Source organism: Aeoliella sp. (genome assembly GCF_965227375.1).
Lineage (GTDB): Bacteria > Planctomycetota > Planctomycetia > Pirellulales > Lacipirellulaceae > Aeoliella.
The window spans coordinates 771,692-786,937 of record NZ_CBDDFX010000001.1; the positions used below are offsets into that span (position 1 = coordinate 771,692).

Below are 15,246 nucleotides of genomic sequence, written 5' to 3' on the forward strand. Positions count from 1 at the left end.
GGACACGTAAGCGAAAGTGCGACCCAAGTGACGCCGGTTTCTGCTGCCCAAGCGGTTGTCACAATAAGGGTGGTTTTTCGGGGGATTGTCTCTTTGGCAGGCGCCTCAATACTTGCATTACAACAACCGTACGCGATAGAGATTTACACCGGGGAGTGACTAATGAATCGGATCACAGCATGTAGCACCCTTGTTAGCGGTGCTTTCAAATCATTTCGAGTGGCAGCCTCTTCTTTCTCTGCTTTGGCGCTCCTGTTTGCCGCGCCATCTTTCGCAGGAACCATTGACTATGCTGGCCCCATGGTTGGCCCCGGGGGCGAAACGGGCTGGATGTCCGATTCAGTCTGGTTCCTAGGAGTTTCGGAATCGAACTCCGATACCGTCCAGCGATTTGGAGCTCCAACCGGTGTTGGTAACGACGCAATCGATTTCACCCCGGTAGACTTTGTGGCTGATATTCAGTCGGCAGATGCATCCACGTCGGAGATTGTGGATAGCGTATTGAGCTTCAGTGTTGTAGCCAAGCCAAACAACTCAATCGACGACCTGTCATTCGCCGAACGTGGGTTTACGCAACTGGTTGGCCTGGGTGGTGCTTCGGCCTACAGTAGTGTCACCGCCCACTTTATCATTGATATTGTCGAGGTGGACGGACAACCCGTAGGTGGGACGCAATTCAATATTGATAAGGACATGGTCTTTACTCCCTCCGATGGCGACTATGAGCTCGGCGTCGATGGGACCACGGCCTACAATACAATTTGGCGTGGCGACGTGATGGTTGATGTCAGGCAGCACCTGATCGACCAAGGCATCGACTTCAGCATTGGTGCAACCAAGCTTAACGTGTTGCTCGAAAACACTTTGACTGCGGCTGCCAACGATGGTGGCAGTGCGTTGATCAACAAGCAGGACTTCGATGGTGTGACTATCACCGTGAACGTCCCCGAGCCCACCTCCCTGGTGCTGGCTGGCATGGTTCTGGTCGGAATTGCCGGTGTGCGGCGGTTTGCCGTTCGCTAGTTGCCAATTTCCTGGACTTCGGTCCAGCATTTACGCTAAAAAACTCACCCTCAGGCCGAGCCTCTCCCCAGGCTCGGCCTGCCTTTTTTGGGCCTCCCAAAAGTGCCGCGGGTTGAATAACACCCGGCATTTGACGTATTCTAGGGAGTTTCGCCGACCGATCTGCGGACGAGGGAACGTCGCTAACGCCCCGGCTTCCTTGGCCGTCGGCCGCCCGCCCTCCAACTTACTCCGTTGATGTCCGACCTAGCGCAACGCATGGCGAGCCTCTCGCCAGCCCAGCGAAAACTCCTCGAGCAACGGCTCGCTGGCAAGAAACCCACCGCCGAGCCGATCGCCATCGTCGGTATGTCCTGCCGCTTCGCTGGCGCGCAGAGCTTGGCCGATTACTGGCTTGTGATCGACCAGGGCACCGAAGCGGTTAGCGAAGTGCCCCCCGACCGGTGGGACCTCGAAGAACTCTACGACCCCACCGGTACCCAGTCGGGCAAGATGTTCACCAAGTGGGGCGGCTTCGTCGATGGGATCGACCAATTCGACCCACAGTTCTTCGGCATCGCTCCCCGTGAAGCGGCGCGAATGGATCCCCAGCAGCGGATGCTGCTCGAAGTGGCCTGGGAAGCTATGGAAAACGGCGGCATCGCTGCCGACTCGCTAGCCGGCAGCAAGACCGGCGTGTACGTCGGCATCGGTGGTGCCGACTACTCTAAAGTTCCCTCTCAATTCGCCGACTATTACCACCACATCGACGCCCACGTTGGCACCGGCAACGCGTTGTCGATTGCCGCCAATCGCATCTCCTACATCTTCGATTTCCACGGACCGAGTGCAGCGGTCGACACCGCGTGCTCCAGCGCGTCGCTGGCAATTCACCTGGCAGTCGAAAGTCTCCGCCGCAAGGAGTGCAATGCGGCGTTGGCCGGCGGGGTGAACGCCATCATCACGCCCGAGACAACCATCGCGTTTTCAAAAGCGCGGATGCTCTCGCCCGAAGGCAAATGCCGACCGTTCGACGCGGGGGCCAATGGCTACGTCCGCGGCGAGGGTTGCGGGCTGGTGCTGCTCAAACGACTGGCCGACGCACAGCGTGATGGCGATCAGGTGCTGGCCGTGATTCGCGCCACCTCGGTGAATCAGGATGGCCGCACCTCAGGCATCAGTGCTCCGAATGGCCAATCGCAGCAGGAGTGCATCCGCGCGGCGCACGCCCAGGCGGGCATCACGCCGGAGGACATCTCCTACATCGAGGCCCACGGCACCGGCACCCCGCTCGGCGATCCGATCGAAATGCAGGCGCTCAGCGAGATATTCAAGAACCAAGGCAACTCGGATCGGCCGGTACACGTCACCAGCGTCAAAGCGAACATCGGCCACACCGAGACCGTCTCGGGCGCTGCAGGCTTGATCAAGACGGTACTGTTGATGCAGCACGAGCGTATCGCGCCGCAACTCTACCTCGAGTCGATCAATCCGCACATCTCGTTGGATGGCTCGCGAATCGTCGTCCCCACCGAGCACACCCCCTGGCCCGAGACCATGGGGCGACGCTTGGCGGGCATCAGTTCGTTCGGTTTCGGCGGCACCAACACGCACATCGTGATCGAGGCGCCTTCGGCCTTTGAGACAACCAACGAAGCCGACGCCGCGAAGCCCGTCGAGCGCATCGACAACGGTACCGCAACGTCGCCACTCGAACCATCGACGCGCACGCGCCATGTGCTGAAACTATCGGGGCGTAACGCGGCGAATCTCGAGCAGCAAGCGGCGAATCTCGCCGAGTACATGAGCGACCATCCCGACGCGAAACTGGGTGAGCTGTGTTACTCGGCCAACACGGGGCGGTCCGACTTCAACTTCCGCGCGGCCGTCGCTTGTGACTCTCGCGAGTCGCTCGACAAAGCGCTCGCCACGCTGGCCGCCGGCAAGGCGAGTCCCACCGTGAAGCGTGGCCAGGTGAAAGGCATCGCTCGACCGAAGGTCGCCATGCTGTTTACCGGCCAAGGATCGCAGTACCCGCAGATGGGGCTCGAACTGTACCAGACCGAGCCGGTGTTTCGCGAGGCCATCGATCAGTGCGACGAGATACTTCGCACCGGCCTGAGCGAATCGCTGCTCACGGTGTTGTTCCCCGACAACGAGGCCGACGCGGAGCTGGTGAACCAGACCATCTTCACGCAGCCCGCCTTGTTCGCCATCGAGTACGCCGTGGCGCGGCTGTGGCAATCGTGGGGCGTCGAGCCAAGCATCTTACTGGGCCACAGCGTGGGCGAGTACGTCGCGGCCACCGTGGCTGGTTGCATGACTCTGAACGAGGGTCTCGGCCTAATCAGCGAACGCGCGCGACTGATGCAGCAAATCTCGAAGCCGGGCAAGATGGCTGTGGTGTTCGCACCGGAAGCCGATGTGGCCAAGCGGCTCGCCGGCAAAGAGGACAAGGTCACCGTCGCGGCGGTGAACGGCCCCGAGAATACCGTGATCTCTGGCGACGCGGAGACCGTGGACGAGCTGGTCGACCAGTTCGAGTCGTCCGGCGTCGGCCTGCAGCGGCTGGTGGTGTCACACGCGTTCCACTCACCGCTGATGGACGAGATGCTCGACGCGTTCGAAGAGTTCGCCGCCGGCATCGACTTCCAACGGCCAAAGATCGCACTGGTCTCGAATCTCACCGGCGAGGTCCTGACCGAAGCGCCGACCGCCCGATACTGGCGCGACCATGTTCGCAATGCGGTGCGGTTCGTCGACGGAGTGCAGCGTGTTGGCGAGTCGAAGGCCAGCATCCTGCTCGAAGTGGGTCCCGCGGCCAGCTTGTTGGGCATGGCCAAACGCTGCCTGCCAAACATGGAAGCCGCTTCGGTGGCCTCGCTGCGCAAGGGGCAAACGGCCGACCAGACGATGGCCGCCGCGGTGAGCGAACTCTACACGGCCGGCGCCCGAATCGACTGGCGTGCGCGCGACAAGCGGCTCGCTACCAAGCGACTGCTGCTGCCGAACTACCCCTTCCATCACGAGCGATTCTGGTTCGATCTCGACACCAGCGCCAGCGGCGGCGCAGCGCGCCGACGTGCCGGTGGAGGCCATCCGCTGTTGGGCGGTCGCGTGCCGAGCGTGTGGACCAATTCGGTCTACGAAACGGTGGTCGACGCCAACACGCCCAGCTACCTGACCGATCACCAGGTGCAAGGCTCGGTCGTGGTGCCCGGAGCAGCATTCATCGAACAAGGGCTCGCTGCGGCGAAGCTCACGTTCGACGAAGGCACCCATGGCATCCGCGACGTTTCGATTCAGGCGGCCATGTTCCTGCCGACCGAAGGCGCGCGGCTGGTGCAAGTAACCGTCGAGCCCGAGTCGGGTGGTCGCGCGGAGATGGAGAGCTACAGCGCACCGGCCGACGCCGATCCACCAGAGTGGAACCTCCACGCTACGTGCACGCTGCTGCACGACTCGCAACTGCCCGCGACCGATTCGCTGCCCGTGATCGATTTGGAAGGCGTGCGAGCGCGCGTGTTCGATCCCAAAACGCGCGAGGAGTACTACGAAATCCTGGCCGCCCGCGGCCTGGCCTACGGCCCGCAGTTTCAGGTGCTCGGCGACGTGGCGCGGACTGACTGCGAAGCCATTTCGTCCATCGAGCCGCACGAGGCGGTGATCGCCGAACTGGCCAAGTACCGTTTGCATCCGGTGCTGGGCGACGCTTGTCTGCAGACGTTGGCCTCGACGGTGCCGCTGGAAGAAAACGGCGACTACAGCCCTTACACCTACATGCCGGTTGGCATCGGGCAGGTCCGTGTGGTGCGGCCGATCGAGTCGCTCGACAAGCCGTTGTTCTGCTATGCGATCCGCCGCTCGGAGGACGATCGACCGAGCCCCGATAGCGTGACCAGCGACGTCTATCTGGTGGACGCCGAAGGCAACGTACTGGTCGAGATGCTGGCCGCCAAGGTACAGCGTATCGGTCGCGGCGCGGCCGGCGATGATACCCACGAACCGGCCGACTGGCTTTACCACATGAAGTGGAAGGACGCCCCGCTCGACGCCACGACGGAGCCGGCCGCCGGCACCTGGCTGGTGTTTGGTGATTCGCAGGGCGTGGCCGATGAGCTGTGTGAAGAGCTCGCCGCGGGCGAACGCCGAGTTGTCGTGGTTCGGCCCAGCGGCAAATACACGTTCGACGAAGCAATACACAGGGCCACGATCGACCCGGCGGACGAATCGCAGTACGCCGAACTGATTGCCCAAGTCGGTGGCAAGCAGAATCCGATCGCAGGTGTGGTGCATCTGTGGTCGCTCGACATCGCCACGCCAGCGATTGGCGACGCTAGCGACACTTGGAGCGAGTCGACGCGACTGGGCGTAGGCAGCGCGCTGTACGCGATCAAACAACTCGCGCGGTGCGGACAAACCAAGATGCCGCGTCTGTGGCTCGCCACCACTGGAGCGCAATCCGTAGCGGCTGATGATTCGACTTCGGTCGCCGAAGCGCCGCTGGTGGGACTAGCACGCGTGGCAGCGGTGGAACACACCGAGCTAAGTCCCGCGGTGGTCGACCTGGATGCCGACAAACCACAAGCGGCCGATCTGCTCGCCGAACTTGGCGGCGATTCGACCGATAGCCAGATCGCTTACCGCGCCGGTAAGCGAATGGTCGCCCGATTGGTGGAAGACGACGCCAGCCGCCAGGCGGTCGCCGCGGAAGAAGCGGCTGCGGGCGCAGTGCCCAGCGGTTCGGCGTTCCAGTTGCGAATCTCGAACCCTGGTTCGTTCGACGCCCTGAAGTACGTTGCCATCGATCGCAAGACGCCAGGGCCGGGCGAGGTGGAATTCGAGGTGCACGCCACGGGCCTCAACTTTAGCGATGTGCTCAAAGCCCTGGGACTGTATCCGGGCATCAAGGACGAGATCGTACCGCTTGGCATCGAGGCTTCCGGCGTGGTCACCGCGGTGGGCGAAGGGGTCGATCGCTTCAAGGTGGGCGACGAGGTGATGGGCGTCGCGCCGTACGCGTTTGCATCGCACGCCACGACGCGCGACTACACGTTGGTCCACAAGCCAAAAAACATCAGCCACGACGAAGCATCGACCGTGCCGATCGTGTTCCTCACCGCCTTCTACGGATTGATCCGCCTGGCGGACATCCAACCGGGCGAGCGGGTATTGATCCACGCCGGCGCGGGTGGCGTTGGATTGGCGGCCATTCAGATCTGCCAGGAGATCGGCGCCGAGGTGTTCGCCACGGCCGGCAGCGACGAGAAGCGCGAGTTCATCCGATCGCTGGGCGTCAAGCACATTTACAATTCGCGAACGTTGGACTTCGCCGAGGAGATCCTCAACGACACCGATCGCGAAGGCGTCGATGTGGTGCTCAACTCGCTGCCGGGCGAAGCGATCACCAAGAGCCTGTCGATTCTGCGGGCGTACGGTCGGTTCCTCGAGATCGGCAAGATCGACATCTACCAAAACCGCAAGATTGGCTTGTTGCCGTTCCAGGACAACCTGTCGTATCACGCGATCGACCTTGACCGGATGCTGCGCGAGCGGCCAGCCTACATTCGCGGGCTGTATCACGAGATGATGCCGTACTTCGAAGCCGGGAAATACCAGCCCGAGCTGTTTACGCGGTTCGAACTGGATGCAACGATCGACGCCTTCCGCTACATGTCGCAGCGGAAGAACATCGGCAAGGTGGTGGTGGCCATCGCCGATTCGCTGTCGGCAACCGACGAGCCGGCAACCCCAGAGAAGCAAACTGTGCGCGGCGACGGTTCGTACCTGATCACCGGCGGGCTGGGGGGACTCGGTTTGCAGGTGGCCGATTGGCTCGCGGGGCAGGGGGCAGGCGGTCTGGTACTGATGTCGCGCCGGGCTCCGAACGAAACTCAGCAAGCAGCCATCGCCGCGCTCGAGGCCAATGGCGCCCAAGTGTTCGCCCTGCAAGCCGACGTCGGCGACTACGCGGCGCTAGAGAAAGGCCTCAATTCGCTACCCGCGAAGATGCCGCCGCTTCGTGGTGTGATTCACGCGGCCGGCGTGTTGGCCGACGGGGTGTTGGCCGACATGTCGCTGGAGCAACTCAACCGCGCGATGCTGCCCAAAACAGTCGGCGCGTGGAACTTACACTCGGTCACGGCCGAGATGCCGCTCGACCTGTTCGTGTTGTTCTCATCGGTAGCCGCGGTGATCGGCTCTCCCGGCCAGGCCAATTACGCGGCGGGTAACGCCACGCTCGACGCGCTGGCGCACTACCGTCGCGGCCAGGGCTTGCCGGCCACCAGCATCAACTGGGGACCGTGGGCCGGCAGCGGTATGGCGGCTGACACGTTTGCCGATACCGATCGCGAGTCGGGCATCCAATCGCGCGGCATGGATCTCTTGCCCGCCGACGCCGGGCTGAAGTTGATGGGGCAACTGGTCGACGCCGGCACGACGCAAACCACCGTGATGGACGTTTACTGGGACTCGCTGCTGCGACTGCTGGGCACACGCCGGCTGAGCGTGTTGGACGACCGCGCCGAAGAACATGGCGACGGCGAAGGTGGCGGCTCGGCAGTCGATCATGAGTTCCGCGATCAGCTGCTCACGGCGGAACCGAAGGCGCGCGTGCCGCTGGTGCGCGACTATATTCAGGCCGAGCTAGCCAGGATTATGAGCTTCGATCCCGATCAACTGGACGTCGATCAACCGCTTACCGCATTTGGCCTCGACTCGTTGATGGCGCTGGAGCTCAAAAACAATCTGGAAGCTCGCTTAGCGTTCACGCTGCCAATGGCCAAGTTGTTGGAAGGCCCGAGCATAGCTTCGCTGGCGACCGACACCGTGGGACTGATCACCGGCGAAGAAGCACCTGCAGCCGAGGCCGCGGTAGCCGAAGGTTGGAGCCCGCTGGTCAAGCTGCGCGAAGGCACGCTCGATGAACCGTTGGTGCTGCTGCCCGCGCTGGGTGGCGACGTGGGCTGCTACCAACAACTGGTGCAGCATCTGTCGAGCGAGCGACCTGTCGTGGCGTTCCGCCCGCGAGGCATGGACGACACCAACCCGCCGCACAACGACATGCATCAAATGGCCGCTGACTACGCAGCGGCGCTGCGTGAGATGCAACCCACAGGCCCGTACTACCTGGCGGGCTGGTCGGCCGGCGGTGTGAGTGCGTTCGCGATGGCCGAAGAGCTGTTGCGTGGCGGCAACGAGGTGAAGCTGCTGGCTTTGTTCGACACGCCGATTCCCACCATCTATCGCGGCATCGATGTCGACGACGACGTCGTTTTCCTGTGCGACCTGGTACGATTCACCAATCGGTTTGCTGGCACGAACATCAAAGTGTCGGTCGACAAGCTGGCCGAACTGCCTAAAGAGAAACGATTCGCCGCGGCGCTCGAGCAAGCACGCGAGCAAGGCATGTTCCCTCCCAGTGTAAGCGACGAGTACGTCCACCGATTGATCGAAGTCGGCAGTGGGCTAATCCGCGCCAGCCAAGGTTACAAGCCGGAGCCGATCGACGTCGAGATGCACCTGTTCCAACCTGCGGTTGGCGGTGGACTGGAAGACATCAGCGACCAGCAACTGCCTGAGGACAACGGCTGGAACAGCTTGGTGGGGCAGCGCATCGACCGCACCAACATCCCCGGCGACCACTTCACCATGATGACCGGCGAAGGCGCCGAGCAGCTCGCGTCGATTCTCGACAAGCTGATGCTGTCTTGAGCGATACCCAACCAAAGAAGGCCGCCGGCTGCAGAGGCAACCGGCGGCCAGGCGGGGTAGCTCGCTCATGGGCAAAGCGAGCTGGCGGGGTGTATTGCCGGGGCCGCCAGTGGACGACCCCACATGGTTTACTCCTCCTCTTCAGGCTGCTCTAGTTCGAACACCAGCTTGGCAGGTGGAACCTTCGCGGCGATCTGGGCGAACGCGTCCAGCATTTGCGACTCCATCTCGGCAACGGTCGAGCCACCAGGCACGTTGATGAACACGCCATCGCCGGCGAACGCAATCGCTCGCATGATGTCGCGATCCGCTCCAGCACCTACAGCCAGCGTGTGGACCGTGATACCGCGTTGGATGGCTTCGGTCGCCTCGTAGAAGGCGTACTGCTTGTTCTTGTTGCTGGTGGTGTAGTCGGCGTTGCCGTCGCCGTCGTAGTCGGTCCAGTCGGCCCAGTTGAAGTTGCTGGGCAGACTCCAGTTGCCTGGGCTCTTGTTGGCTTGCCCGTCGGTCATCAGGATCACCGTTGGACGAGCACCGTAGCGGACGTAGCCTTCGTCGCTGGGATCACCCGCCGCGCCCACCAGCATCTCGCGAGCTTTGAGCATTCCGTCGCCCATGCCAGTGTAGACGTCGTAGTGGCCGGCTTGATGGCGTCGCTGGATCTGATCGATCACCCCGTAGTCTGACGTGATGGGGTTGGATGACGTATCGAGACTCACTTCACCGTCGTAGTGACCGGTCTCCCACACTGCATAGGTGCCGTAGCTCACCAGGCCGATCTCGTCGCCAAAGTCCAAGTCGCCCAAGAAGTCGAGGAACAGCGAAGCGCCGTTCTTCACCGCATGGTACGGGTAGTGCGGCGTACGCCACAGGTCTTCCGACTTGTTCCACTTCATCTGATTGTTCTGCAGCATGTAGTCGCACAGCGTGCGATACCCGTACTTCTTGTTATACGGGCCGCTCAAGTTCTTCACGTAGTTGATGTAGCCCTTCCACAGGTTGGCGCTGGTGTACTCGCTCGGCATGTTCTTGGGACTGCCACCGCCGTAGCGGCCAGCTTGCGGGTAGGGGTACTTCAGTTGCCCAGGCCAATCTGGGTGGTTACTGGGGTACTTCTCGCCGAGTTTCAGCAGCGAGAAGATGTAGTCGGTGTTCGTGCTGGAGATGTACGTACCCTCGGCGCTATCGATCTCACCAAACGCTAACTGGAACTTCGCGCGTACGGGCGTGACATTGGGCCACACGACATTCGACTCGTACAACGCGTTGAAGATGTTGTCGAGTCCGGTCTCGATCTCTGCCTGGCTAAAGGTGCCGATGGAGCGCAGTTCCGAGTCGTCGCTCATCGAACCCGAGAAGTCGAGCACCAACACCATGTCGCGAGCTTCGACGAACGCGGTGGCAGTGGCCTGCAGTGCCACCTTGTCGCGGCCCACGGCCCAACCAAACGCCATTGGCAACTGGGCATCGGGGGCGTTGCTATCGGGATTGGTGCGCCGAGCGACGACCTGCACCACGTTCACAGGCGTTCCGCCCCACTCGATGGGCCAGCTGCCGCTGTCCGGATCATATCGGCGCTTGCCGAACTTCACGTCCGATGCCGGGTCAATGTACACTCCGTTGGCCTCGGCGACGGTAGCCGCCATTTGGCGGGCTGATTCGGCGGCGATGCTGTTCGGGTCGATGTTCACCGACGTGCCGTTTTGCCCAGCTTCGTGAACCGCAGCGGCGATCTCCTGCGAGGCGGCCAGCGCAGCGGCGTCCACCGCGTTTTGCATCTCGGTTTCGGTCAATACGATACGCCCCGTGTCGACCGTCAATGCCATGAAGGCAAACAGAACTACCAACAGGAAGCCCGTGAGCACCACAATGATGCCACGGCGAGAGCCTCGGGGGGAACGGATTGGCGGACGAGAGCCGGGTTGTCGGAGTGATGATGGACGCATGGCGGACTCGGGGTATAGAACGTGACGGATAGGGAGGGAACGTGCGGAGTGAGGAGTGAACGTGGCGGGTTAGTCGGATAGTGTCGCGCGACCATTGCGAAACACTACCACCGAACTGAGCGTGTAGTCGCTGTCGCCGCTGACCGGCGTGTAACTTACTGCGGAGTAGTCGACCGATACATGCACTTCGAATAACTTCAAGTCGTTGGCTGGGTCGTCAATGTTGAAGTCGGCCGATGGGTTCTCGTGGTCCTTCACTTCCACGGTGACCCCGTCTTTCTCCAAGCCGTTGGATGCCAGGAAGCTCTTGATGTCTTCAGCGAGTTTTTCGTTGCCGGTCATGCCGACGTCGGGCATGCCGTCTCGGTCCATCGAAGCAAACCGGGCTCCTTCGCGTGCAGCGGTCGCGAGCAGGTTCTGCGCTTCAAATGCCCTGTTCAACGTCACCATGGCAAACATCACGCCGACCAGAATGGGAGCCACCACGGCGAACTCGACGGCGACTGCGCCCCGTCGATGGATCAGCGACTTTGCACCTGAGCGACTTGTGAGATTCTTAGTGGAGTGGAACATGGTTGCGGCACATCGTTTGAACAGAGAAGGGAAGTGAATCATTCGTGGCGGATAAACGCCTGGCCCTCGAGGATCACGTCGCTCATGAACGGCATCGGAACCAACGCGACATCGTTATAGGCAACTCGGGCGCGCACCAGGAACAGTTGTCGAGGCTCGGCCCCCGACACTTCCATATCCGGCAGCGCTTCGATTTCTTGTCCGCTGTCGGGAGTAGAAGATCCCTGGTCGTACACGTCGGCGTTCTTCACCATGATCTCAGCCAGTTCGGGATCGATGGCGCCGTCGAGAATGTCTTTGACGTACTGCTCCACGTCGGCCGTGGTACGCCCTTCGGTCGAACCCATCCGCGCACCGGCACGCGTCGCGCTGCGCAGCACGTTGTTCACCATCAAGGCGTGGCCGAACTCAACCAACGAGAGCACGAACAACAGGAAGACTGGTAGGACAAACGCGGTCTCGACAATCGTCGTACCGCGGCGCCGGCGGCGATCGACTGCATTGCGGCTGCAGAGTTGCATGGCACACGGGGATCCCAGCCCTGCCGCGTCGCAATGGACGAATGGCATTGCTAAGAAAACTGGAGGAGGAATTGGAAAAGGATCGCTGGAAAAGGGTGGACGGCTCCATGTAATGGCTGCTGCAATGGCAGACGGCCTACGTACGAAACTCGCCTACAGAAACCCTAGGTCACAGAACGGCTTTGCGCGACGGCATCCCGCAAGAATTCCGGTTAGGAGGCCTGTTCGTCATCTCAGGGATTAGCCCGAATGCCAGGCGTCCACATGGCCCATCGAAAGAGGAGCGAAGTGTCTCTGTGCGGCGCAAACCGAAAGATGCCATGGGTTTAGTAGATTTTGCGGGGTGCACCCAGGCGACCCTGCGGCTAGCGTTTCGAGACACACCCGAAACTCACCCCATTTTGCACTAAATTCCCAGCCAAAAAACTTTGCCGAAATTGTCAGGCGGAGGCTTCCAAACCCTCAGAACGAGTACTATTCTATCCGGGAGGCAGGGCTCCGAAGAGCCCTCGAATACCGAGAAAAAAGGCGTGTTTCCAGGGCAAGGTGTCGCCCTGGCTTAAGTGTGTTGGGGGGGAATCGTCCGGCATGGTGCCGGACTGGAGGATCCTTCCCCAACTTTCCCACTCTTCCAAGGGTTGATCTCGCGCTGGTTAGAAAACCGAACGCGATGAGGCAGGACGGGAACAGCGGGAGTTTAAACTTTTACATCCGTGGGATGGGAGGAACTTGTATGTTGCGTTACATGGTGATGGTCACAGCTGCGCTGCTGTGGACCGTCTCGTCGGCACAGGCCGACTGCGGCTGCGGAGCGCCAGTAAGCTCCGATTGCGGTTGCGGCTCTGCAACCGTGGCGGACGATTGTGGTTGTGGTCCGACGATGGTGACCAAGACCATTTATGTCCCCACTTACGAAACCGTGATGAAGACGGTTACGTGCACCGAATACACCAAGGAAGAGCGAACTCGCACTTACACGGTGTACAAGCGCGTTCCTCGCACCGAGGAGAAGACTCAAACCTACACCGTGCAAGTCCCGGAGACTCGCACCAAGACGGTTGAGTACACGGTGATGAAGCCCGTGCAGGAAACCCGTACCGCGGAATACACCGTGATGGTTCCCTACACCGAAGAGAAGACCGTGGAGTACACGGTGATGGTGCCGGTTAAGGAAGAGAAGACCCAGACCTACACCGTGCAGGTTCCTTACACCGAAGAAGTTGAGCAAACTTACACCGTTCAGGTCCCTGTCTACGAAGACAAGGAAGTGAACTACACGGTAATGGTGCCGACCTATGAGGAGAAGACTCAGACCTACACCGTGCAGGTTCCTTACACTGAAGAGGTCGAGCAGACCTACACAGTGCAAGTTCCTTACACCGAGGAAGTCACTGGCACGCGCACCGTTACCAAGCGCGTTCCCGTTCAGTCGACTCGTACCGTTACCGTGAACACCGGCCACTGGGAAACCCAGATGGTTGAGGTTCCTTGCGGTTGTGGTTGTGGTTCGGGTTGTGGCGACTGCGGTTGTGCTCCTTGCACCCGCACCGTCTGCAAGCGTTGCTGGGTTCCCGGTTGCGAGACCCGCGAAGTTCCTTGCACCACCTATGAGTGCGTGACCGAAGAGGTGCCTTACACTTGTACCGTGACCAAGTGCCGCACTGAAGAGCGAACCCGCACTTGCACCGTGACCAAGTGCCGCCCTGAAGAGCGGACTCGCACTTACAAGGTTTGCAAGATGGTGCCCGAGACTCGCACCAAGACCGTGAAGGTCTGCAAGATGACCACCGAGGAGCGGACCCGCACCTGCACGGTACACAAGTGCCGTCCCGAAGAGCGGACTCGCACCTACACGGTCACCAAGTGCGTGCCTGAGACTCGCACCAAGACCGTCACCGTCAACAAGTGCCGCCCCGAAACTCGCACCCGCGAGTACACGGTAACCAAGTGCGTTCCCGAGACGATGACCAAGGAAGTGAACTACACGGTTTGCGTGCCTGAAGAGCGCACCCGCACCTACACGGTCACCCACTACGATTGCGTGCCCGAGGAGAAGACCGCAACCTACACGGTTTGCGTTCCCGTCCAGGTCACCAAGGAAGTGCCCGTGAAGGTCTGCAAGATGGTTGCCCAAGAGGTGACTGTGCCTTGCAGCACTGGCTGTGGCTGTGCTAGCAGCTGCGGTTGCGAAAGCTACAGCTGCCGTCGCTTCGGTGGCTGCCGCCTGTTCCATCGTGGCGGTTGCTGCAACTGAGCGTTTGCTAGCTGCAATCGACTGAAGTAATCAAAGCGGGTCGGCTTCCCTGGGAAGTCGGCCCGCTTTTCTTGTTTAGCATGGTCTGCTAGCACTCGCCGCCGGCGTGCGACTCAACTTGCTGGGGCTCGCGGGGTCTGCTAGAAACCACGAGTTTTCCAGCTCCCGGACCGCCGAATCGTCATCCATGTACAACCACTCCGTCAGCGCGCTGCTTGGCCTCACTTTGGCCCTGGCCCAGGTGGGTGTCGCTGCCGCACAGTCGATTCCCAGGCGACTTCCCCCTCCCACGGACACGCAGGAGTACACCGCCGCGGCAACGCCCTACCCTTCCACGTCGATCGCAACCTACCCTGCGGTGAATGCCCCCGAGGAGGTTCCTCTCGGACTCGGTGCACCGGCATTGGCGGAACCCACCTTGGCGGAACCGATTCCTGTTGGCGACGTGGACGAAACATCCAGCGCCCAGGAGATGGATCTGAACGTGGCGGTGGAGGACGAGCCCCGTTGGTACTACCCCTCGTATTGGATTCAGCTTCCCGGCTGGGACACCGCGGTGGAGCTTGGCATCAACGGATCGAGTGGCACCAGCGAAAGCTTGAGCGTCCGCACTGGCGGCTACATCAAACGCGAAAGCAAAGCTCGCAAATTCAACTTCGAGCTGTACCACAACCGCACCAAGGCCGGCGGTGTGGAAACGCAGAACAACGCGCAGACGAAACTTCGCCACGAGTGGCTGATGCCCGACTCGCCCTGGACTGTCTACGCCCAGACGCAGTTGTACTACGACCAGTTCCAGGCGTTTGATTTGAGCCTGAACCTCAACGGCGGTCTAGGCTATCGTTTCGTCGACGAAGATTGGCTGGAGCTTACCGGCCGCTTCGGTGCTGGTTCGGTGCGGGAGTTTGGCAGCCCCGATGACGAGTGGGTGCCGGAAGCGCAGTTCGGGCTGGACTACGAGCAGAAGCTGTCGGAGACGCAGAAGCTGACCGCCAGTGTCGACTACTATCCGGAATGGGAAGATTTCGGCCAGTATCGGATGCTTTCGGAACTGGCCTGGGAAGTCGAGCTGGCCGTGCCCTCGAATGTCAGCTTGAAGGTTGCCGCCAACAACCGCCACGACAGCGACCCGCACGGAGCCGATCCCAACAACTTCAACTACTCGGTGCTGCTGCTCTGGAAGCTATAACCGCCGCCCGACCGCCCTTACCTTCGTTAGCAGAAACCCGCCGAG

General features: G+C 61.2%; 7 protein-coding genes. 4 read left to right on the forward strand and 3 right to left on the reverse strand.

Going from position 1 to position 15,246, the window contains the following annotated elements; translation table 11 throughout:
- Positions 1–330: 330 nt before the first annotated feature.
- Both ACQK2L_RS03115 and ACQK2L_RS03120 read left to right on the forward strand, forming a co-directional pair.
- A complete protein-coding gene (locus tag ACQK2L_RS03115) occupies positions 331–1,023 on the forward strand; it encodes a PEP-CTERM sorting domain-containing protein (protein ID WP_425395470.1) in 693 nt (230 codons plus the stop codon).
- Between the two features lie 237 nt (positions 1,024–1,260).
- The gene (locus ACQK2L_RS03120; RefSeq protein ID WP_425395471.1) at positions 1,261–8,718 is read left to right on the forward strand and encodes an SDR family NAD(P)-dependent oxidoreductase; all 7,458 of its coding nucleotides are present in this window, start codon (positions 1,261–1,263) and stop codon (positions 8,716–8,718) included.
- Positions 8,719–8,846: 128 nt separating this feature from the next.
- Here the strand turns inward: ACQK2L_RS03120 and ACQK2L_RS03125 are convergent, their stop codons facing one another.
- The 3 genes from ACQK2L_RS03125 to ACQK2L_RS03135 form a co-directional block, all read right to left on the reverse strand.
- Positions 8,847–10,664 (reverse strand): pilus assembly protein TadG-related protein, encoded by a 1,818-nt coding sequence (locus ACQK2L_RS03125; RefSeq protein WP_425395472.1) that lies wholly within the window; start codon positions 10,662–10,664, stop codon positions 8,847–8,849.
- 69 nt (positions 10,665–10,733) lie between these two features.
- Entirely contained in the window at positions 10,734–11,237 is a 504-nt protein-coding gene (locus ACQK2L_RS03130; protein WP_425395473.1) for a TadE family protein, read from the reverse strand.
- A gap of 38 nt (positions 11,238–11,275) precedes the next feature.
- Positions 11,276–11,758: a TadE/TadG family type IV pilus assembly protein gene (locus ACQK2L_RS03135; RefSeq protein ID WP_425395474.1), complete on the reverse strand. Its 483-nt coding sequence runs from the start codon at positions 11,756–11,758 to the stop codon at positions 11,276–11,278.
- 733 nt (positions 11,759–12,491) lie between these two features.
- On the opposite strand from ACQK2L_RS03135, the gene ACQK2L_RS03140 reads away from it, so the two are divergent.
- Together ACQK2L_RS03140 and ACQK2L_RS03145 are read left to right on the forward strand one after the other, a co-directional pair.
- Positions 12,492–14,012, forward strand: coding sequence for a hypothetical protein (locus ACQK2L_RS03140; protein ID WP_425395475.1), 1,521 nt, complete (start codon positions 12,492–12,494; stop codon positions 14,010–14,012).
- A 187-nt stretch (positions 14,013–14,199) separates the two neighbouring features.
- Positions 14,200–15,201 carry a DUF481 domain-containing protein gene (locus ACQK2L_RS03145; protein ID WP_425395476.1) on the forward strand — a complete coding sequence of 334 codons (1,002 nt, stop codon included), beginning with the start codon at positions 14,200–14,202 and terminating at the stop codon, positions 15,199–15,201.
- Positions 15,202–15,246 lie beyond the last annotated feature (45 nt).